The organism is Streptococcus oralis, assembly GCF_019929345.1.
In the GTDB taxonomy this organism is placed as follows: Bacteria; Bacillota; Bacilli; order Lactobacillales; family Streptococcaceae; genus Streptococcus.
In genome coordinates, this window is sequence record NZ_JAHZPJ010000001.1 from 330,491 (window position 1) to 351,861 (window position 21,371).

Genomic DNA, 21,371 nt, shown 5'->3' on the forward strand with positions numbered 1-21,371 from the left:
AGGAAAGTACCATTTTGGACTATTCAATTGTCAATGTGCTTTCTTAACCTAATACTTTTTAGAGTAATAGTCTTCTTTATTATCCACTCGACCTACAAGGTAATCTAAACTTACATTATAAAAATCTGCAAGTTTGATAAGGTCATCTATAGAGATTAACCTGGTACCTGATTCCATTTTAGAATACGCTGATCTTGTACAATTTAAGATTGTTTTTGCAACATATTCTTGTGTCAAATCATCATCCTCGCGTAAATCTCTAATCCTTTTCAACATCCAATGTCTCCTAAAACAAGTATAATATAGTTATTTTCTTATTTTTAAATATGTGACAAATTGGAACATGAAACTATTCTAGATATACTTTTTAGGAAATTGTTTACTCTATATGTATCTCATTTTCCTTGATAGATTTCGTATTTTTTGTTTTCTGGTAGTTCTTTATCGTACGATTAAACATCTCAAATAAATTTATAGCTTCCCTATGTTGTTCCTTCAGTTTTTCAAGCCTTCCTTTATAAATGAACAAATCTTTCTCTATTGTGTCCACTGATATTTTGACATTAATATTATCTTCTAAATTTCCTGAACCATTTTCCATATCATTCAACAATATTTCCTCTAAACTAGACAAATTATCAATTTTATCTTGGACTTGTTGAATCATATTCTCTAGATATGATATTTGGTCAATGAAATCTTTTGTTATGTCTTCATAAGTATTCGAACTAGTTTCTGAAGATATAAGAAAATCTAATTGTTCTATTTTTTCTTTAATTTTGCTAAGAGGAATTCTTCTATACATATACTGCGATTCATACTGAAGATTAAATTGTCTAATCAAAGTTTTACCTTTCATAAAGCGATTTTTTTCTGCTGAATCTTTATGATATACATAGTAAGAACTAGTTTCTCTGAGAAATACTTTAACTTTTTCTTCTTCCATATTGATTTGAATATTTGGTACAAAAATAAGTCCTTCTTGTCGGATTCCAAACTGTACCTTAATGTAAATTCCATCTTCTACCACTTCTTCAACTTGATTAAGATTCAACTCTACTTCAAACTCATGAACAGCATCCCTATTTCTCTTGAAATCTTGATATGATTTCCATATCCCATCTTCTGTCGGCAACTTTTTTTCTTTAATTAGCTTTTCTTCATTGTAACGTTCAACTAAATTTTTATTATCTAAGACAACAGTTTCATTTTTGTTATTAAAATAGTCTTGAAAATAACTAACACTATACTGATTCGTTTTTACCAATTCCTGCTCTGAAATCTTAATCCCATCAAATTCAAATAGAACATGTTTTGCTTTCGGAATTATTTTTAAGCCCAAAAATTCTGCTCGTTGAATCAATTCATTCATATTCTTCATTTTCGGAAGTAAAAATTCTAAGATGTTTATGATTTCCCTTTGAACAAACTTTTTCTTAAAATAAGTTTCATTATAAGGTTGTTTTCTACTCAATTTACTATCACGTACGACTTGTTTCATATTTGAATCAGTCATAAAATAAGTAACATGCTTGTGTCTAAAATCAATTTTTAAATGTAAAGCTTTTGCTTTTTTCTTGAAATCTTCAAAATTTTTCGAGTTCTCGATTAGAAAATATACTCGTTGTTTTATTTCGTATTTGTAATTTGTTTTTCGATAAACTTCATACTGATGATGAGAATAACGATTTTCTATAATTTTTGCGCCTACAATTTTTGAAAGACGATCTGAAACCATTCTTAGATTACGTTCTGCTTTATAATCCCATAGAAACTTTTTATCAGAATTCTTATCAATTGAATTTAGTATGATGTGATTGTGGATATGATCTTTATCAACATGAGTTGCCACGATAAATCGAAATCTACCACCTGTTAACTCTTTAACTGTCTCATAACCAATCTGATTGATTTGTTCTGGAGTAAGATGGTCATCTGGAGAAAAGGACTGAATGATATGATGAGAATGAATTTTTCTTTGATTTGCTTCTTGCCTATCATGACGAATTTCATAAAGAGTATCATTGCTTAAAAAATTATCATTGTACATCTTCACTAGTTCTTTATAACTAGGAAAATCTAAATAATTTCTCATGCCAAAATCTGAAACTAGTGTTAGGTTTTTTGTTTTACTTGGATTCAAAATATATTTGATTAGTTTACTACGATAATTTTTTCCATGTATCGCAAAGTGTTTAGTGACGACCATAAAATTTCCTCAATTTTTCAGATTGGATAAGAAAATCTTTCTCCACTTCTACTATTAACTCTTCTATACCTTTTCTCAATTCATCTAATTCAACTTCCGTTATTAAGTTCGAATAATTTATGCTTCTGGCGATTTGATTAATATTATTTCCTATTCGTTTTAATTCAAAAATTAAATCTTGATAACTATTCGTATCAATGGTGATGAAATTCATACCAGGATCTAATAGAGTTCGTCTAGCATATTCTGAAAAGGATAAGCAGTTACTTTTTGAGATATTTTCATTTAATTTGACTAATTCGAGATCAGATAAAAAGACTTTTTTTAAATTTGTTCTATATCGGTGTTCCACTCTACCACCTCATGTATTTGTTACTAAAATCTTCACTAAGAGGACTTGTTTTTTCTACCTCTTTAATTAATTCTTGAATACAAGTTAACAGAATAGAAACATGTTCTTGAGTAACCTGATGATTTATTTTAGCAATTATTAATATTTCATGAACATCACGGCTAATTTGTTCCAACTTTTGATTTTTCCAAATGTTGAACCATTTTTCCATCTGTTTTTGTCCATCAGACAATAGTAAGCTTTTACGGAGAAAATCAGAAAAATTATCCTCTCCTTTCTCTCTCATTAAATCTAATATTTGTTTTTCTTCCGTTTCTGTTAAGCGAAATTGTTTCCGAATACTACGTATATCTCTTTTCATATGACTTTTCCTCCCTCATTGATACCTGTACTGACAATGTAAGCTTACAGACACTGTCAGTATATTTTTCAAAATAGATTCAACATTTTTGTAAGGCTTTGCGAGCTCAGATATTGTGTCCACAATATCCCAAAAATCATATCGCCTGCCATTTCAAACCTCACGGTTTAAAAAACAAACGATATGAAAATGTGGTGGCACGCCCCCAAACCCCCAAGATAAATCTAAATTAAAAAAAGTATAACAAATACTTTTTGATAAAATTATCACAGAAAAAAGAGCCCTATCGGACTCTTACAAATTAAAACAATGTCTCTGATATTCATACTGCCTAATCCCACTACTATCTTTGTTCATCTTGATAGAAAAAACAAAGTAATGATCACGATTGTCTAAAGATTTGCTTTTGTTTAATTTAAAATAATGTTTCTGAGACATAGCCATGGTGCGTAAAATATCATCAGTGATAAATGTTAATGGTATATCTAAAGCAGAATACTTGTAAAAATCTGACTCAAACCTTAAATAAGAATCAGAAAAATAATCTAGCTGTAATTTATCATCATATAATTCTTTACGATTCATATAAATCTACCCCTTCTATCTGTATATCGAGTATATCTCCCCATCTTAATCGAAGAAAACCAGAGTCTGATTTAATGGATATAGACTCTCTCCCAATCTCTTTAACAATACCCGATACTACTTTTCTTCTATTTGAGAGCTTACAAACAAAAGTTGCTGGGAATACATTCGTATAAAGTTGACGAACAAATAGAACTTTCTCTTCCATTGATAGGGAAATGGAGATGTCTTCTCTATTTTTTTCTTCCCAAAGAGAACTGGAATGTTCTGACAAAAAGAATCCCATCCACTTAGCCATCCCACGGTCTTGATACTCTCTTGCAGACAAAAAAGGTAAATAAGAACGATTCATCATTTTAGTCCATCTAATCCTCCAGCTGAATGACCACCAATGAGTTTACTTCTTGCGATTGTTCTAGAAGCTTGATCCAGGGCATTCCCTTTCAATAGTGAAGTAAAACCAAATTCTGTTCGAATAGCATCAATTGCGGACTGGAGCCTTTCTTCTTTTTCTATTTTCTCAACATCATCAAATAATGAAATCAATCCAAATGATTCATCTACTAAACCTGAATAGCTCACTGCAACACTTCTGATAGCTCCTGAAGTATATTTAGTGTGAAATAACTTTAAAACATAGTTTGTAAGTAGTGCTGTTTGATTGGTTGGTTCAATCTTCATTTGAGTATGAATAGATCGTTTCTGTTCCACTTTAGAATACCCTAAGTGTATAGAAACTACAGTTGCTTTCTTACCAGCTCTTCTCAATCTAACTGCAACTTGTTCTGCCATCTCACGAAGTATGATTTCAATATCTCTTTGTTTGACATAATCTCTAGGTAAAACTTGAGAGTTCCCTATTCCTTTTGACTTTGGCTTATAAGGTTTATGAACATTACTTTCATCAATCCCATTAGCATGAAACCATAACTCTAAGCCCATGATACCAAGCTCTTTTTTAATCAAGTCAGGATTAGCCTTAGCTAATTCTTTAATCGAAAAGATACCTAAACTATGTAATCTCTTCTCCATCCGATTCCCAATTCCCCAGAAATCTGTCATTTTAGGGATAGACCATACTTTCTTTTCAACATCTTCATAGGACCAATTGGCTCTCATTGTCGGAGTCTTTTTAGCTTCATTATCTAGTGCTAACTTTGCTAATAAGGGATTGGCATTAGACATACCAACCGTTGAATAGATTCCTGTTTTTCTCCAAATCTTTTTTTGAATAGCAGCTGAGATGATGTCTAACTTATCTTTTCGACTAATACTTTTATCAGGCACAAAATAATTTAATGAACTTGTTAAATCAATAAAACCTTCATCAATTGAGTAGGGATAAATATCGTCTGGTGCTGCAAAATCTTGAAAGATTTTTTGAATCTCCATATTGACTGCAATATAAGTATCCATTCTCGGAGGAACAATCACTGTTGATTTTGCCCACTCTTCTATATAACGGACATAGTCTATCGTTGTCGGTAACCCTTGCTTTCTAGCATTATAGTAAGAGAACTTTCTAGTCTTTACATCAAATGGTAAATCATAGGAACGTCCAACATTTGATTTCCCAAATACCTTCTTAAACATAGGAGAGGAGGCAAGAATTAAACCCGCAGAATTATCTGCACGACTCATAACACAAAGTGAAGTCTTAAGTGGATGCAGGCCTCTATCTACACATTCTACACTTGCGTAAAAAGATTTCATATCAATAAAGGCAATGTCGCTTTTAGGTTCGAGACTATAATCAAACCAAGTCATACTCAGTCCTCTAAAGGCATAAAGTTTCCAACAATTTTCCCTATGATACGAGGATTCTCATCATAAGGCGCAAACTTATCTGAATAGTTTCGATTGAGTGAAACTAAACGAAGTCCATTTTCTTCACGATACACTTTCTTGATATAGGTTTGACCATCCCAATCGATGGCATAGATAGCTCCATCATAATCAAATCCTGTTTGCTTAATAAGGGCTACAGAACCATTTTCATATGTCGGTTCCATTGAATTACCAAACACCCATGATGCAAAGTCATAATCAAATTGATGATTGAAGTAAACTGTATCGTAATTACCATCATCAAAGTAAGCTGTTCCTGTACCAGCTGATAATTTTTCATAGACCTTATAAGCAAATCGTTCAGAAACTTCTACAACTTTAGAGTTTTGATTGTTCAATAATTCTTTTGCATAATGAAGTGTCGCTTTTTGATTCTTTTCAGTTAGCTTGAGATAAGTTTCAACTATTTCATACTCTGATTCAAAATATCGAGGATCAACATTCAAAATCTGACTCAATTTGGTTAGATTGTTTTGATTAGGCTTTGTTTTACCTAATTCCCAATTAAAGTATGAAGCTCTACTGATTCCCAAACTGGATGCAAGTTGAGATTGTGATAACCCCTGACTTTCTCTTTTTTCTTTTAATTTAATAGGTGAAAACATTTGTTCTCCTTTTGTAAGTTTATTAACTAACAAAAGAATACCATAGCTGCTGGAAAAAATCAAGAGTTTAATAATCCCCAAGATTTAAAATAATCATAAACTACTCTAAATTCGTACTTATATTGTTAGGAAATCATCACTGAAGAATGCTAAAACTTTTGAAAAAATATGAAGAACAAGAAGATAGAGAATATAAAAAAGGATCGTTATTTTTTAATTGACGATCCAATAGACTTTATTTTAAAAATCTAACTCTACAAACCATTTCGATTAGTTAAATCTTTCAATCTTTCTTCTCCTGATTTAAGCATATCCTTCTCTACTTGATTCCATTCTCCAAATAGTAAGTCATGAAGAACGGTTGCTGCTGAAGTTGTATTTTCTTTTGAATCATATACACAACTTCTATCTCGTTGGTAAATTTGAATTCTTTCAAAGATAGCTACTTCTTCCAATTGTCGTGTATTATCAACTAAATGATTTACAATGAAATCATGATGTTCTTTTGGAGTTGCGCGTGCTTGATTTGGATTGATAGCGTACAGTTCTTCGTATCGGATAAGGGTGCTCAGATAGGACAGCTTAGGCTTTGTCGCAATCAAGGCTAATTGTACTTCATATCCCTTATTTTTCAAGAGTTGTGCTGTTTTCTTTGGAACATCAACCGTTCGTAAAGTTCCCTCTATCAAAAGATTGTATCCCAAATGACTCAATTCTGTTACTAAAGACTCTACCATTTTACCCGCAAAATCTTTGGTGTATTCAACACTATCTTTGCCATATTCTTGCTGCAGTTCTAAATAGTGTGGATGTTGAGAGCGAAAACTATCGCCATCTATGATAACAATATTTCCTTGAAATTCTTTCTGTTTAATACGATGAATTGTAGTCTTACCAGCTCCACTTTGCCCTCCAAGCAAAATCGCTATAGGTTGCTTACTGGATTTTTTTCCTCTTGTCAGTGAGCGAACGTTCCGAGCTAAAGCATGTTTGAATGCACTATCGGTATAATCTTGGATTTCCATTAGGCTACCATCCGTTTTTCAGATATCTCTAACATACGTTCAATTCCATCCAAATAGCCACTATATCTCTCTATTTCATCAAAAGTTTCTACTAGATAGATATTCGTATGAATCAAATCAGATAGATCATCACTCATTAAAATCCAAGGATTAGATTCATCATCAATGCCAATTCCCTGACTATCTTGATAACGATAGAGTCGAGATAATAGATTAGCACCTCTTTCTTTCACAATTTCAATTTTTAAAGTTAATTCATAATCTTCAACAGGATTGAGCATTTTATCTTCTCCAACAATATCGACATAAGATACATTAAACTTCTGGCAAATGATATCTATTAGTTCCGTAGAGACTGAACTCGTTCCATTTTCATACCGGCTCAAGCTATTTCGAGAAATTCCTACAATTCGGGCAAAGTCGTCTTGTGTTAAGTCATGTGTTTTACGTAAGGATTTTATGTTCTTTCCAATCATGGCAAACTCCTTTATTTTTATAATTCAATTATAGCATAAAAAAGTATAACGCACCAATTTTGGTGCATTATTGACTATTTTTCCTAAATCTCTCTAAATTCTTCTCCAATTGTTCCTTATGAAGTTGATTCTTAGCTTCCTTTAATGTGTCGTCCAATGTTTCTTCCCTATAAATTGATTCTGTTTTTAGTTGTTCTGATTCTTGTTCTGGAGTGAAAATGATATCTAGCAGTCGGTCTATTTTTTCAAGATCTTGGACAGACATATCAGATAGTCGATGAATTAGCTTCTTAAATACATCACTATTGTCTTGATTTTTCTTAAAAAATGTTGTAAACATCTATAACCTCTCAAAAAAAGCAGCCTATCAGGACTGCTTAGTGTAATTCGGAAATCGCATCGTAAATGGACTGCAATTTCTTATTGTCTTTATTCTTTGTGTCAATCAACGTATGTAGCTCTTCAATTTTCTTTTGACTACTTTGAATATCGCTATTGTTATCCGCAATCAGTCTTTTAAGATGTTGCTGATAACTTGTAGTGATATCTGTCTCTTTTCCTGTTCTAACCTCTGTAACTTTGGGTTTAGAACTAGAATTTGATTCCGTCACAGGTGCTTGTTTACGCTTTTGAAAAGCTGCTTCATAATTTACATCATTACCTCCTTGATGATTACCAAATAAGGCCGCAATTTTATCTGGATCTTCTTGATTTTCTGATTTACTTTCTAATGGTTGATTAAAATTCCAATCTTTTGTCATTCACTCATTTCATCCTTTCTAAATTCAGAATCATCGAATTGTCTTTCTCTACCGAAGGCATGGTCAAGAGCTTCTTCAAAACTCATGTGACTAATGCTTTGACGTCTTTTGAACGTCGCAAACATCGCTGTCTCCAGTTGCTCTTTGTAAGCAGCTAGTTTTTCTGTCTCTCTTGCTACCTTACTTTCTTGCCTAGTGACCTTTTCTTCTAAGCGTTCAATAATGGTCATATACGATCCTCCTTCATTCTAATATTAGCTAAAACGTCTTGATTTTGTTATCACAATTCTAAACATTGAGAGGTTTGTCTTACTGGTTGATTCCTCAATGTATCTTTTGCATTCTCGATCATCAATTGTAAATCTGATTTCTTTTCTCTAAGGACATCATTCCAGTCTACTTTTTCTTTCCCAGATTCATTATCAGGTAAATCCAGGAAAACAGGAAATCCTGATTGAGATAACTTATCAGAAAAATCTTTTCCTGCATCATCACAATCTACCGCAAGTGTCAATAAATCAGGATGATTATCAAAATAGCTGGTGGTATCACGAATTGTATTGATTAAAGGCAATAACTTTGAAGGTATTACTGTATCCAAAAATTCCAACTTCTGATTTTCTTCAGCTATCAGTCGTAAAGTTTGATAAGCAACAACAGACCTTTTTAATCCTTCCATAGATACCAAGCGAACATCTGATAGACTTTGTTGATGCAGTTCGTAATAGCTCATCAAGTCGATGAACGATTCACAAAAGACCAGTCTATTTGGTTTACCAATGTCAAAGGATATTCCAATATGTCCATGGCTTCCTTTTAGAATCGTTTTTAACCTCTTTCTAGAAAGAGCGGGATTCTTATAAATCCCTTGTAAGCTTGCTGCCTGCAGCTTGTGACGATGATCAAAGCTTTTAAAAACAATAACAGGTTCAACAGTTTCATTTGTTTTCCAACTAGCTTGTGCTATCAAACCTTGTTGAATTATCTTTTGTATAATTTCGTCTGAAATTCCTCTACATTCTGTTAAGTAATATCTGGCCAGACTACAGTTAGAATCTTCTACTCTCTTTAAAGGATAATAAAATGGTCTCTCTCTTTTTTCTTGAACAGCTTCTTTTTGAAAAGGTTCTTCAGAAAGAAAGGATAGAGCTTCTTTAAAGGAAATTCCCTGAACAAGTCGAACAAAATCAATGACATCACCTTGAATATCTCTTGAAAACCATTTAAAAGTATTGGTAGTTGAAAAAATCCGAAATGAATCGTGTTCAGGATGTTCATAGACACTGCTAGAAACTTGTTTAAAGGAGATACCTAAACGACTTGCTACATCAAGAATTGAAATTTGCTTACATTCTTCTATTTCCATGCAATATCATCATTTTGTCGTAGTATTTGGCAGTGATGGAACAGATGAGGATTCTTCCAAAGTTTTGGGAGTGGCCTTATCTAAATCATCTAACCCAGATTTCCAAACCTGCACTTGATTGACCAATAACTTACCAGGTAGTTTAGAATAGGACAATTTAACAGTTCTTGTTTCTGTCTGATTGGTCTTTGATTGGTTGGCATTCTTTAAATCAGATACATAGGTTACATTATAAGAGACCATGGCAATGGCTTGATTCGTAGTCTGATTGACAAAGATATCAGCTTTTTCAAAATGATAATCCAAAATATAGTCCTTATACACTTGGTTCATGGCATCGTTTTGACTTGTCAATTCTTGAGAATAAGCCGATTCAGTCATATAAGGTTGAATGCGTGTATTATTTTCTCCTAGTTTTTCTTTCGTATAGTACTGAGTCAAAAATTCTTTTACAGTATCCGATGACAAAATGCTGGCTTTATCTTCTGCTTGTTTGTCCTCTACAAGTTTAGCTGCAGCCAATTCGATTTCTTTGCGACTTTGTTTAGCAGTAGAATGTTGACCAGCAGTATATCCCATCATGAGAATAAAGCTAGTTGCGGCTACTGCTCCAACACTAATTAAGGCTTTAGTTTTGACTTTATTTAACATCTTAGACCTTCTTTCTATAAAAACTAGGTCAAGAATAACAAAAAGAACTTGTAAGTTTTATCACATCACAACGAAAGGTAATTCCTACATTTCAGGCGAAAAATCGTACAGTTCAGAGAAAAATATCAAAATTAGCTGTCTTCAGTTTATAATATAAATATGAACAAATTAAAAGAAGAAAATTTGAGAAGAGCTCTTTCTCATATTGAACGCCATAAACAAGCCATAAATACAAGTAATAATAGTGAGGATAATGATTTTCATAAATTATTACTCCAATTTAGCTATGATGTATATGAAAGAATCAAGGCAAATAAAAAACCCTATCCGAATTTAGATTCAGATAAAGTTTTTTAACCATCTAACAAGTTTACATACTTTCCTTAGTTTTGGAGTTTATGAAACGCCAACTGAATCCTAGAACCAACATCAGATTGATGAAAAGGTACACAGCCGTAAAACTAGTTAAACCATGTTGCCTGATATCATCAAAGTATAAAGTCGGTTCAGTAAAGAACAAATAAATTCCATAGACCTCCACGAAAATAAGAAAACTGATAAAACCAATAAGGAAAAGTCCACTGGCAATAAGAAAGAGTCTCCATAAAAGAATGAGAATTCCTCCTACTGCTAAAAAAATTACTGGGATAAGGAGTAAATCATTCATGACTTTCTCCTTCCTAATCAATCAATTGACGATAATGGGTGGCAAGAGAGGAATCAAATTCCTCTAGCTTTTGAACTAAGTCCAAATACTCCTCTTTTTCATGCTCTTCAAAGTCCACACCTCGATGATTCTGAAGAGAGATTTCCAATTGGCTAGTGAGTTCTCGTATAGAAAAGCTGTAATCCCCCGTCACTTCCTCATAATGTTCTTTTAACTCCTTGTAGGCTTGGTATTCTTCAGGCGTTTGAAATCCCTGTACCAAAGCCTCTTCTAATTGATAATAGGTATCTTCCATCATAATCGTTACCTCGTTTCTTTCTATCTTTATTCTACCGCGCTTTTCATTTCTTGTCCGCTATTTGTATCTATTTTTTAATCCAATTCAAAAGAAAGTTGTTCCTGTTTTTCGTTTCCTTTTTCATGGAATTGTCTTAAGGCTTGATCTATAATATCTAAATCCGTTTCTGTTTCAATCAATGGCGCGAGTACATCGTATTCGGCCTTTTTAGTTTGATAATCCTCTTCCTTTGGAAAATTTTTCTCAATTTCTACCTCAGCAGTAGTCCATTTATCCTTTAATTCATCTAATAAGTTCTGAGTTTTCACTTGGTCCTCTTTAATATGATCAATCGTATGTTGGAGCCTTTGAATTGTCCCCAAAGGAGAATACAAATCTAAACTGACAGAATATTGATTTTCTCCTACAATCTTAACAGAGAAGGTTTCAGGAAGAGGTTGATTTGTTGGAAGACTAAGCATTTTAATGTCAAATCCTCGATAACTTGCCAGGGTACGGAATTCTTTGCTGTCAGATTGATTATGACGGATAAGACGGTGTAGGGATTCCCCTGCTTCAGCTCGTTGGTCAAAAGCTTGCTTGCCTATCGTCATAGAAAATGCCTGGTCTTTCGACATTTCAGACTGTTGAATGTCGCCTTCATACTTGCTTAATCGTTTCTCAAGAATGGGCATATTTTCTTCACAGTAAGAGATTGTATGACGATAGTGATCCTTGCTGCGTTGAAAGGCGCGTCTTTGATTTTCTAATAGAGTTAGATCATTCTCTAGTTCCATCTTATATTTGAGATAAGGATTACCTGTTGCTAGTGCCTTAAAATCAGAAGCTGTCATAGTCTGCTCATCAATGTCTTCTGCAGCACGAATCGGCTCCTTAGAAGTCATAATTTGCTTAATATAACGGAGTTTGTTCTCCTGAGTTGCCCATAGATAATTATCAAACGAACCTTTGGTAATATAGTGGTAAATATCCACTTCCTTGTTTTCATTTCCCTGTCGGATAATCCGTCCATTGCGCTGCTGAATGTCACTTGGTCTCCACGGTACATCCAGATGATGAACTGCTTTCATCTTGCTCTGAACATTTAAACCTGTTCCTCCTTTTTCAGTTGAGGCAAGGAGAATCCGCACCTCTCCTGCATTGACCTTTCGAGACAAACTATTCTTCTTTTCATCACTATTGGCATCATGTACAAAGGCAATTTCCTTACTAGGGACTCCTCTATCAACTAATAAAGCCTTAATCTCAGAATAAACATCAAAGCCATTATCTTTTTTCTTAGGTGTGCCAATATCTGAAAAAATCATCTGAGTAGCCTTATTTTCCATTCCCTCACGATAAATTCTTTCAACATTATCCACTACCTGAAGCAGTTTATGATTATCTGCTAGACTATAACTAGAGTCCAATAAACGCATATCAATTGCTAGTTTTCGTGCCTCACCCGTAATTTTTAACATGTTATCCTGACTCGGATCAACTGTTCCACATTTGACCATATCTGACCTCATAACCAATTCTTCTAGATAGAGTTTCTGGTTTTCAGTTAACTCACTCTCAATAGGGATAATATGAGCTTCTGGAACAGGTAAATCCAACATATCTTGTGTTTGAATGTCGGCTGTTTCTTTATAGATTTTCATCAACTCAGGTAGATTGACAAACTTTTTAAATCGTTTCTTAGGTTGGTACTTATCTCCTGTAGGAGCTAATTCCATAGAGTTTTGAATTTCTCCAAAAGCACCTACCCAAGAGTCAAAATAATCAACTTGATAGCGTTTTAAGATATCCGGTTGAATGTAGTTCATCATAGTATACAACTCACTAATAGAATTGGAAACAGGTGTTCCTGTCGCAAAGACAATATTTTTAAAATCATGTTCTTCCTGAATCTGTCGAACCTTCATCTCCATATCCACATTCTTCTTAGAAGTTGTATTAGTAATCCCTGCTACATTCCCAAGTCCAGTAATTGGACGAATATTTTTAAAGTGATGTGCTTCATCCACAAAGAGAAAATCAATTCCTAAGTTCTCAAAATCAATAAAACTATCACGATTAAAGCGTTGGAGTTCTTCCAATTGTTTCTCTAGACCACTTATTGATTGCTCCGCTTCTTTAACGGTATACTTGTTTTCAGAATGTGTTTTAATCTCTCGTAGTTCATTGAGTTTATCCTCAATATAGTTCATCTGTCTTTCTTTACTGACAGGGATTTTTTCAAATTGAGAATCCCCAATGACAATGGCATCGTAATCTCCTGTAATAATACGTGACACAAATTGTTTTCTTCTCGCCTTCACAAAATCTTTCTTAGTAGTCACAAAGACCTTTTTAGTAGGGAAAAATTTCATGATCTCTTGGCCAAATTGAGCAGACAAACTAGAGGGCACCACATACAAGGGCTTATGAACCATCCCCAACTCCTTTAATTTAAACCCAGCACCAAGCATGGTCAAGGTCTTTCCTGAACCTACCTCATGAGCTAATAAAGCTCTTTTTTCTTCTACGATTCTTTGAATGGCATTCTCTTGATGAGGGCGAAGGCTGATGTTTTGTGCCAAGCCATCAATGACTAGATGGCTACCGTCATACTCTCGACTAACTGTTCGATTATAAAGACGATTATAGCTTTCCTCAATGACTTGTTGGACTTCTGGATACCGTGAGACAAATTCTTGAAAGAGCTCTTGTAAATGCTGCTCTTTCGCTCTTAGAACAGAAGTTTTTTCCAAATCTGTGATGGTCTTTTTCTTTTCTCCTTCCGTAATAGTCATGGTAATAGTAGGTTGGTTCGAATTAAGTAAATTCTCAAAAATCTTTCTTCCTGTATCATAACGTGACCCACTGACTCCAAGACTACTATCTTTGGCACTTGGATAGCGATAAGCAAATGATGTCCTTAAATGAACCTGCCCATCAACAGGATTCACTTCAATGACTTGTTCTACATCAGGCGAAGACAATTCAAATTCACGATTGGTAAAACATTCAAAGGCAAATTTACCATAAACGGATTGAGGGATCCAACGTGACCCTATTTTGAACTCAATATCTGCCAGATGAATCCGCGGAGGGCGAACAGATTCTAACAAATCTAAAGCGTGGTTCCAATCATATTCTTGGTTGTTTTCCTCCACTAATAGTTGAACTACTTCTATCTTGTTGAGAATATCTCCTGACAAAAACTGGTTCTTAGAAAGATATTTTCTTTCTCCTCTTAAATATCTTTCGGGATCTATTAAAATCTGGTCACCTAACTCATCTAAAATAGCAGCTTGGCTATGTTCGGGATAAATTGATACCATATAGTCTAAATCAACCCCTCTACCATCCGATAAACTAGAGTTTAAGGCATCTAGAGCAGTTGAAACTCTTGCAATCACTCTCTCTGGCCTAACCAATGCTTTCTCAAAGGCTAAAGATTTTTTATATTTTACTTTCTGATCTTTAGAATCAATGTATTCATCTTCTAAACTTGCTAGTAAAGAATACTTATCGTCACTATCAAATAAGTTCCGATTGACTGAGGCATTCAAGTATCCAAATTGACTTACAAAACGGTCATAGTTACGATTGAGTTTACTAAGTAATACCTGAAAATCTGTTCTACTATAATCTTGATGGCGTTGAATTTCAATTAAGGATTGATAGGTTTCTCTCAAATCAACCATGCCCTTAATACGACTAATATCCTTGTCCGATAAGGGGCTTTCATAAAAGACAGTTTTTTTGAACAGTCCCTTATATTTCCCTCTTTTACTCGCTTCTTCTGACTTGTAAACATCTAGTGCTTCCTCATCTGTCAAATGAAGTTGTACGAATCGATCTATTTTATGTTCAGACAAAGAACTGTCCCAAGCTTTAAAATCTCCCTTCTCATCTACATAATAACTAATTTCGTCTACCTTTGAACTTTTTCGAATACCATGCGTATCTCGGTAATAAATTTGATTACCCTCATATCCAAAAGAATAGAGCGCTAAGTCCTCACGTATACGACTTGGGATAGAATTATCCACTTCTTCTTGGATAAAAACAGGTGCTTTCAAAGAATTGTCAATTTGTTTAGGTGCTTCCACATTCTCGAATGCTTTCATTATGTCAATAGCTAATGTTTCTGATACCCTCTTAACATTGAGGATTCCTCCATTAAAATTACGTACCTCATATTCACCCAAAACTTGTGTATTGTATTTCCCATCAAAATAAGGATTGATCCAGACACGCTTATCCTCCTCAAAGGGAATAGAGCCACTAAAGACAAGCTCCTCTTCATTAAGATTCTTTGCTTGATCCTTTTGAAAGAAGAGGAGGTCTGTGGTCACTCGAGTACCTGCAATCTTTTTAAAAGCCGTATCCGGCAACCGAACTCCCCCTAAAAAATGAGTGTTGGATTTAATCTCTTGTAAAACATTATCTGTCCGCTTATCCATTGTCCCAATAGATGAGATAATCGACACTTGTCCTCCGTCTCTTACTAAATCAAGTGAGTGTTTGACAAAGTAATCATGAATCATATAAGGTTTATCATAGTTTTTATCGGCAATGCGAAAATTTCCAAAAGGAACATTCGTTAAGACTAAATCAAAACTATTATTTTGATAGGGCACTTCTTCAAATCCTCGCACTTCAATATGGGTATTGGGGTGGAGTTGTTTTGCGATTGCGCCTGTCACACTGTCTAATTCAACCCCATAGAGTTCTGATTTATCTCGTATACTTCTAGGCATCGCCGCAAAGAAGTTCCCGGTCCCCATAGAAGGATCTAATATCCTTCCTCCTTCAAAACCATCAGCCAGTAATTTTTGCCAAATCTGGCGAATAATCATTGGGTCTGTATAATAGGCTGTGAGAGAACTTTGTTTCATGGTCGAGTATTCTGATTTGCTTACTAAGCTCTTAAGAGTTAAACGTTCTGTTTCATACTTTGGATTGAGTTCATCAAAAAATTCATTGGCAAGGCCACCCCATCCGACATACTTGGCTAGTAGTTCTTGTTCTTCTGGATTTGCTTGTCGTCTCTCTTTTTCTAATCTTTTAACAAGATCAATTGCGGCGATATTCGTTTCAATTTTTTCTCGATTTGTCTTAGGATAAAAGTCCTCTAAATCATCTGGAAAAACAAAATCTTGAACGGGGACATCCGTCTCTTCTATACCTGAAATAAGCGTTTCTGTTTCCTTATCCTTTTCCTTTTCATTATCCTCTTCCAGATAGGAAAACAGATCTATTTCCTGGCTTTCACTTGGTGATTCAATCTCAATATCTGAATCTTCTTTTTCAATTTCTACATGAGACAATACTTGTTCAATCTCTTCCAAACTGTTCAAGTATAAGATAGGATTCTCTTCAAATAACTGCTTGAAATCATTGAATAGCTCTAGGCGAACTAAGTCATTTAACTGTGCATTTTCAATCGAAACCAACTGAAATACTTGTCCTTTATAACTTACTTGTGAACCAATCGGATATTCCCTCAAAGCTTCTTCTACAATTTTATCTACTTTAGATAGGGAATGAACTTCCACATTTTCTTCTACTTGGTCAATATTATCTAAAGGTAAGACCGCTTCCTCTACTTGCTTAGACTTTTCTCTTATAGCCTTTACTTCATCAAAATGAGTAATAATCTTCAGCTTTTGTGTCAGTGGGAGTTGTGTGTAGTTTTCTTCATGATGGACAAGATCCGTCACGGTATCTAAAGTAGCCATCAATTCTGAACCCAAATAAGCTAGAACATCTCCCTCTTTTTCTTCAAAATGAATCTCAAGAACTTCTTTTTTAAGCTCTTTTGAGTCAACCATTAGAAGAAATTCCTCTATATCTCTACTAACACGGTCAGATAGATTATTCGCAACCCGATAGACATTGACTAAATTGACATCCTGATTCTGATGAAATACAAGCTCACTTAATGGTGTTAGCTTCTCTTTTTCAGATTGGATATAAAATCGAGTGGAAAGGTTATAGGTTGCGACTTCTAGCACCAAGTTTTTCTCAAAATTACTTAATTGAGATAATTTACTTAGACCTGCTTGTCCAAAATTTCTTGTGTAACTTTCTAAATCTTGGTCATTATTTTCAGAACTGGCCTCTAGAAAAGAAACAATATCTTGATGAAAAGAATAGACTTGAGGTATCTCTTCTATCTTGCCCTCTTCAGTCAAAAAACTCTCTACCAAGTCCTGCCATTTCTCATCAAAATGTTGCGCTTGATAACGAAGGAATAAGTCCATTTTCTCTCTATCTTTGGGAATTGTTCCACGAAACATAGCCAATAATTGCATTACTTCCATACTCGCTCCTTTCATCTATACGAAAATAGGAGAATCACATGATTCCCCTACAACTCTATCTCCATTTCAACCTCTTGAGGACTGGTTTCTAAATCACTAGACAAAAGAGAAACGGCATCTGTTCTCATGTAGTAAGTATATAAGTCTTCTAGGTCTTGTTGGTTTTCAATCCCTGTTTCAATACTAATCAGAGCCTGTATAAATTCCTTGTAGTGACTCTCCATCATATCTGAAATCTTTTGTTTCATTTCCATAAATACTGATGACGGTTCCGTTAGACTTGTTTGGTCTATGTCTTGTAAATCCTTTTCTAAGGGATTGGTTCCTTCTTCTATTTCCAATAAATCTGAACGACCATCACCATCAGAATCTGCGCTAAGAGGATTGGTTCCTAGCGCCAATTCTTGAGCATCAGTTAATCCATCTTGATCCGAATCACGTTGATAAATGGCTTCCATATACTTCCTTCTTTCCTAGTTAATCTTTTTTCACTCCAATCCTATCAAATATTCCTTGAAAGAAGTATCACAACAAAAAAAGAGAACGAGCCAAAACTGCGTTCTCCTTAAAATGTAAAACATTACTATTAAAGTAAAAAAGACGACTTACAGAACCTGTAAGCCACCTAGTCAGTCGGTTTATTCTGGTGTCTACCACCGCTTGGCCCTTGAGATTTCAAAAACTCATAAATATGTTTTGCTCATTCAAACTCATCCCCACCAAACTGACTAATTGCTGGTAAAATAGTAGTCTGAAGTTGAATGACTTTTGGGAAATAAAATTGAGGATTGACATACACCAATTTTTCTTTCTTGTTCTTATACTTTTGATAAGAAACTTTCAAACCTGTATTATCTGGTGTTTCACCGATAACATCACCCGTTAGAACTCTTGTCCCCTCAATCGCACGGCCATTATGAATGGAATATAAGGTTAAGCGACTCCCATTCTCTCCTTTTCCGTTAGTGATAATAAAAAAGGAGGACTTCTACACTTTGGCGTAAAAAGTCCTCTTTTAGAAATGTATTCTTTTTCTATTATATTATTTAATAACGCATAAAAATTTTCCTAAACAAAATATCTTACTTTCACACGATAAAAGAAATTCACATACACTTATATTTTCTATTATCATGTCATGATATTTCATATTTTTATCTCCTTACATCTTTAAATCTCCTTTATTTTGATTTTTCAAATATGAGTATCACTATGGATATTTACAAATATATAACATTGTCAGCTATCGAATTTAAAAATTCTTGGTCATGTGAAACAATGAATATTATTTTCTTATCGCTTTTACATTCGTTGATCAGATGGGATATGTTCATCATATTGCAATAATCCATTCCACTAGTAGGCTCATCAAAAAATATAAGTTTAGATTTTTTACATAGTACAGATGCAATTGCTACCCTTTGCTTTTGTCCACCTGACAAGCTCATTGGATGACGATCTTTTGATTCATATAAATCAAGTTTTTTCAGAATATTTTCAACATAACTACTTTCAATATTTTTTATTCCAAGACCTACTTCACTTGCAATAGAATCGGTAAAAAGCTGATGATTAACATCCTGCATTACAAGGGATGATATTTTTAGCCTATCTGATTTTGAAAGTCTTTTGCCGTCCAAATAGATTTCATCCTTCGATTTTCTTTCTAAGCCTATAAGGCATCTGAGCAAAGTGGATTTACCAAGTCCGTTTGTTCCTACTATGCCGTAAATTTTTCCCATTTCAAAAGAGAGGTCTTTTAAATGCAATTTTTTATCTATGCCATTAAACTTAAATTCAATGTTTTTTACTTCTAAATTTCCCTTATTTTCATTTTCGGGTACTGTAAGTTTTACTCTATTCTTATTTCTTAAACCTAACTTCTTTAGCTTTTCAGACGGTATTTTCATAAAATCTATTTGAGTATATTCCTTTTGTATTTCCCCATCTTTAATCAAAAAAACTCTATCTACAATATCCATTAGATAAAATATTCTATGTTCTGAGATTATAAGAGTTTTCCCCTTATCTTTAAGTTTTATAAGCATTTCTTTTATGATTAAAATGTTTTCTTCATCAAGATTTGATGAAGGCTCATCTAAAACAATGATTTCCGTTCCAGATATATAACTTGCAGCAATACATAAGATCTGCTTTTCTCCACCCGAAAGCTTAAAAATATCTCTATTTAAAAGATGTTCTATCGGAAACAAATCCAACATATCATTTAGTCTTTCATCCATTTGTTTTTTTGAAAGTCCTATATTCTCCAAATAGAGAAGTAATTCAAGAGTAGTATTTATATTGAAAAAGTGTGTCTTTGGATTTTGAAATACATTTGATACTAAGAGCGATATTTCGTATAATTCGAGGTTTTTAATATCTTTATTATCAATCCTGATGGTTCCACCCATAGAAGCTCCATCATATCGTACAGCTAACCCATTGATAGAATTTATAATTGAAGATTTTCCGCTACCACTTTTCCCAGTAAATAATACACATTCGCCTTTTTTTACATCTAAAGAAATGTTTTTTAACACTTTAGGAGAATTTCCATAAGATAGAGATAAATTTTCAATTTCTACCATAAAGCTCCTCCTATAACCATAATCAGTATTGAAAGCACATAAACAAAATCAACTGTTTTCGTTTTGACGGATATGTACCTAGTTTTTTTAACAGGATTTTCAATACATTTTGTTTCTGCTGCCTTTGCAATATCATCAGAAATATTAGAAGACATAACAAGTAAAGGCACAATTACATACTCGATGTATGAAATTGGATTTTTAAATGTAATACCCCTTATTTTCATAGCAAGTTTTATATTGTGACTTTCTTCCCTAAATGAAGGAAAAAACCTAAACATTACAGCAATTGGTATAGAAACAGTACGAGGTAAATTCATTTTATCCATTGAGGATATTACACTTCCTACATCCGATGTTTTTAAAAAAAAACTTCCCGCACTAAATGGAAGATAAAACATCTTACATACAGCAAATAGCATAAAAAACATCATTAAAATCGCATTCATATTTCTAATTACATCAAGATTAGGTATCAAAGAAAGAACCCCAAAAAATGATATGTTTTTTAAGGCTTCTTTCTTAAATCCATTCATTAAAAAAAGAAATGAAATAAGAAGCACAATTCCCCATTCAAAATAGGTATTTACTTTATAAAATACAGCAAATCCAAGTGAAAAACTTACTAAAATTTTACTAATTGGATTGGGATTATATGGATTGTCTAAAGAAACGAGCATTATACAATACCAGCTTTTTCGAAATGCTTTTTCAAAAAGACTTTACCGATATATGCGCCGAGTATCCCGCCGACAACAGCACCGATATATACTAATACCATACTTCGATAATTCAAAAGTGCTATGAGCTTCATTATATAATCGTGACCCATACCGCCTGTTTCCGCCAGTTTAATAACCTTGTCTTTAGCCAACAAAACTTGCATAAGGAAACCACAAATCCAAGTGTTGAATACGGCAAATGAGAGCATATTAAATTTAAATGATTTATATTCTCCTTTTTTTCTTAAAAGTTCCGCAATTGCCATACTGATTACAGCATGTATCAATATTACATATGTATTTCCCATTGCAATTGCTAAAAGACTACAAATCAACCCAAGTATAAATAATCCCCATGATTTTTGAACTTTTGCCATAAAGAGCATTATAACTATTCCTGTTATAATGCCTGCCAGTGTAGGGTATGCCAAGTATAAAATCGGTACAATACCAATCATTCCCGAAGCAAACATAAGTACAAAATATATTACTGTAAATACACCTATCGTAACTAAATCTTTAATTCTTAATTTTTCCATTTTTATATTTCCTTCT

23 protein-coding genes and 1 pseudogene are annotated in these 21,371 nt (G+C 33.6%); 1 reads left to right on the forward strand and 23 read right to left on the reverse strand.

Going from position 1 to position 21,371, the window contains the following annotated elements; all coding sequences use genetic code 11:
* Window positions 1-48 precede the first annotated feature (48 nt).
* The 15 genes from K1I97_RS01710 to K1I97_RS01780 all read right to left on the reverse strand — a co-directional run bounded on the left by K1I97_RS01710 (window position 49) and on the right by K1I97_RS01780 (window position 10,239).
* A complete protein-coding gene (locus K1I97_RS01710) occupies window positions 49-276 on the reverse strand; it encodes a helix-turn-helix domain-containing protein (protein ID WP_020998542.1) in 228 nt (75 codons plus the stop codon).
* Window positions 277-379: 103 nt separating this feature from the next.
* Window positions 380-2,209, reverse strand: a complete 1,830-nt coding sequence (locus K1I97_RS01715) for an SAG1250 family conjugative relaxase (protein ID WP_125353084.1) — start codon at window positions 2,207-2,209, stop codon at window positions 380-382.
* Window positions 2,196-2,561 carry a MobC family plasmid mobilization relaxosome protein gene (locus K1I97_RS01720; protein ID WP_048773374.1) on the reverse strand — a complete coding sequence of 122 codons (366 nt, stop codon included), beginning with the start codon at window positions 2,559-2,561 and terminating at the stop codon, window positions 2,196-2,198. Before K1I97_RS01720 ends, K1I97_RS01715 begins: the two co-directional genes overlap by 14 nt.
* Before the next feature lies 1 nt (window position 2,562).
* Entirely contained in the window at window positions 2,563-2,922 is a 360-nt protein-coding gene (locus K1I97_RS01725; protein WP_048773372.1) for an SAG1252 family conjugative relaxosome accessory protein, read from the reverse strand.
* A gap of 294 nt (window positions 2,923-3,216) precedes the next feature.
* A complete protein-coding gene (locus K1I97_RS01730; protein ID WP_001080187.1) occupies window positions 3,217-3,507 on the reverse strand; it encodes a DUF5960 family protein in 291 nt (96 codons plus the stop codon).
* Window positions 3,497-3,862, reverse strand: coding sequence for a hypothetical protein (locus K1I97_RS01735; RefSeq protein WP_048773369.1), 366 nt, complete (start codon window positions 3,860-3,862; stop codon window positions 3,497-3,499). The genes K1I97_RS01730 and K1I97_RS01735 overlap by 11 nt, the downstream gene beginning before the upstream one ends.
* Window positions 3,859-5,274, reverse strand: coding sequence for a Y-family DNA polymerase (locus K1I97_RS01740; protein ID WP_125353086.1), 1,416 nt, complete (start codon window positions 5,272-5,274; stop codon window positions 3,859-3,861). The genes K1I97_RS01735 and K1I97_RS01740 overlap by 4 nt, the downstream gene beginning before the upstream one ends.
* A 2-nt stretch (window positions 5,275-5,276) precedes the next feature.
* Window positions 5,277-5,960, reverse strand: coding sequence for a LexA family transcriptional regulator (locus tag K1I97_RS01745; protein WP_048773364.1), 684 nt, complete (start codon window positions 5,958-5,960; stop codon window positions 5,277-5,279).
* Window positions 5,961-6,214: 254 nt separating this feature from the next.
* Window positions 6,215-6,985 (reverse strand): type II toxin-antitoxin system toxin PezT, encoded by a 771-nt coding sequence (gene pezT, locus K1I97_RS01750; protein WP_048773362.1) that lies wholly within the window; start codon window positions 6,983-6,985, stop codon window positions 6,215-6,217.
* Window positions 6,985-7,461 carry a type II toxin-antitoxin system antitoxin PezA gene (gene pezA / locus K1I97_RS01755; protein ID WP_048773360.1) on the reverse strand — a complete coding sequence of 159 codons (477 nt, stop codon included), beginning with the start codon at window positions 7,459-7,461 and terminating at the stop codon, window positions 6,985-6,987. Before pezA ends, pezT begins: the two co-directional genes overlap by 1 nt.
* 67 nt (window positions 7,462-7,528) lie before the next feature.
* Entirely contained in the window at window positions 7,529-7,801 is a 273-nt protein-coding gene (locus K1I97_RS01760) for a hypothetical protein (RefSeq protein WP_048773358.1), read from the reverse strand.
* Between the two features lie 37 nt (window positions 7,802-7,838).
* Complete coding sequence (locus K1I97_RS01765; RefSeq protein ID WP_002933294.1) at window positions 7,839-8,222, reverse strand: DUF5945 family protein; 384 nt, start codon at window positions 8,220-8,222, stop codon at window positions 7,839-7,841.
* Complete coding sequence (locus K1I97_RS01770; RefSeq protein ID WP_000152422.1) at window positions 8,219-8,452, reverse strand: DUF5965 family protein; 234 nt, start codon at window positions 8,450-8,452, stop codon at window positions 8,219-8,221. The genes K1I97_RS01765 and K1I97_RS01770 overlap by 4 nt, the downstream gene beginning before the upstream one ends.
* 50 nt (window positions 8,453-8,502) lie before the next feature.
* Window positions 8,503-9,588, reverse strand: coding sequence for a toprim domain-containing protein (locus K1I97_RS01775; RefSeq protein WP_048773356.1), 1,086 nt, complete (start codon window positions 9,586-9,588; stop codon window positions 8,503-8,505).
* Between the two features lie 9 nt (window positions 9,589-9,597).
* On the reverse strand, window positions 9,598-10,239 hold the full coding sequence (locus K1I97_RS01780; RefSeq protein ID WP_000933084.1) for a hypothetical protein: 642 nt from the start codon (window positions 10,237-10,239) through the stop codon (window positions 9,598-9,600).
* Between the two features lie 159 nt (window positions 10,240-10,398).
* Between K1I97_RS01780 and K1I97_RS01785 the strand changes: the two genes are divergently transcribed.
* Window positions 10,399-10,596: a hypothetical protein gene (locus K1I97_RS01785; RefSeq protein ID WP_001841477.1), complete on the forward strand. Its 198-nt coding sequence runs from the start codon at window positions 10,399-10,401 to the stop codon at window positions 10,594-10,596.
* Window positions 10,597-10,609: 13 nt separating this feature from the next.
* Here the strand turns inward: K1I97_RS01785 and K1I97_RS01790 are convergent, their stop codons facing one another.
* From K1I97_RS01790 to K1I97_RS01825, 8 genes and pseudogenes are all read right to left on the reverse strand, one after another.
* Window positions 10,610-10,906, reverse strand: coding sequence for a DUF5966 family protein (locus K1I97_RS01790; RefSeq protein WP_000998893.1), 297 nt, complete (start codon window positions 10,904-10,906; stop codon window positions 10,610-10,612).
* Window positions 10,907-10,919: 13 nt separating this feature from the next.
* Window positions 10,920-11,204: a DUF5962 family protein gene (locus K1I97_RS01795; protein WP_000969636.1), complete on the reverse strand. Its 285-nt coding sequence runs from the start codon at window positions 11,202-11,204 to the stop codon at window positions 10,920-10,922.
* Between the two features lie 74 nt (window positions 11,205-11,278).
* On the reverse strand, window positions 11,279-17,503 hold the full coding sequence (locus tag K1I97_RS01800; RefSeq protein ID WP_223332283.1) for a DEAD/DEAH box helicase family protein: 6,225 nt from the start codon (window positions 17,501-17,503) through the stop codon (window positions 11,279-11,281).
* A gap of 47 nt (window positions 17,504-17,550) precedes the next feature.
* Window positions 17,551-17,961 carry a thrombospondin type 3 repeat-containing protein gene (locus K1I97_RS01805; protein WP_049510505.1) on the reverse strand — a complete coding sequence of 137 codons (411 nt, stop codon included), beginning with the start codon at window positions 17,959-17,961 and terminating at the stop codon, window positions 17,551-17,553.
* Between the two features lie 245 nt (window positions 17,962-18,206).
* A pseudogene (locus K1I97_RS01810) lies at window positions 18,207-18,476 on the reverse strand (phage tail tip lysozyme); the annotation flags it as partial.
* Window positions 18,477-18,723: 247 nt separating this feature from the next.
* Complete coding sequence (locus K1I97_RS01815) at window positions 18,724-20,094, reverse strand: ABC transporter ATP-binding protein (RefSeq protein ID WP_223332282.1); 1,371 nt, start codon at window positions 20,092-20,094, stop codon at window positions 18,724-18,726.
* Window positions 20,088-20,777 carry an energy-coupling factor transporter transmembrane component T gene (locus K1I97_RS01820; protein WP_162837406.1) on the reverse strand — a complete coding sequence of 230 codons (690 nt, stop codon included), beginning with the start codon at window positions 20,775-20,777 and terminating at the stop codon, window positions 20,088-20,090. The genes K1I97_RS01815 and K1I97_RS01820 overlap by 7 nt, the downstream gene beginning before the upstream one ends.
* A complete protein-coding gene (locus K1I97_RS01825) occupies window positions 20,774-21,361 on the reverse strand; it encodes an MptD family putative ECF transporter S component (RefSeq protein ID WP_049510000.1) in 588 nt (195 codons plus the stop codon). Before K1I97_RS01825 ends, K1I97_RS01820 begins: the two co-directional genes overlap by 4 nt.
* Between the last annotated feature and the right edge of the window lie 10 nt (window positions 21,362-21,371).